The sequence below is a fragment of the Pseudomonas sp. I2 genome (assembly GCF_040984075.1).
Classification (GTDB): domain Bacteria; phylum Pseudomonadota; class Gammaproteobacteria; order Pseudomonadales; family Pseudomonadaceae; genus Aquipseudomonas; species Aquipseudomonas guariconensis_B.
The window spans coordinates 1-417 of sequence record NZ_JBCGFQ010000192.1; the positions used below are offsets into that span (position 1 = coordinate 1).

At 52.3% G+C, this 417-nt stretch carries 1 protein-coding gene; it reads right to left on the reverse strand.

Translation table 11 applies throughout. From position 1 onward, the window contains the following. A partial coding sequence (locus WCE05_RS26205; RefSeq protein ID WP_368816866.1) for a biotin--[acetyl-CoA-carboxylase] ligase occupies window positions 1–417 on the reverse strand: 417 nt, incomplete at both ends.

Sequence of the window (417 nt, forward strand, 5' to 3'; positions counted from 1 at the left end):
GCTTATAAATCAGCTTTGCGGCCAGCATATTGCGGTCGAGCGTAATTCCGGCCTCTTGTAGTGTGATCCATCCCTGATTTATCACGTCCTCTTCTACACGACGCATTGCCATGTTAATACCAGCGCCAATCACTATTTGTGCGGCATCGCCCGTTTTACCGGTTAACTCGACCAGAATACCCGCCAGTTTGCGATCCAGTAGGTAAAGGTCGTTAGGCCACTTCACACGAACTTTATCTGCGCCCAGTTCACGCAGCACTTCCGCCATCACAATTCCAATGACCAGACTCAAGCCTATTGCCGCCGCAGGCCCCTGCTCCAGACGCCAGTACATTGAAAGATATAGATTCGCACCAAACGGTGAGAACCATTTACGCCCGCGACGACCACGCCCCGCCTGTTGGTATTCTGCTACAC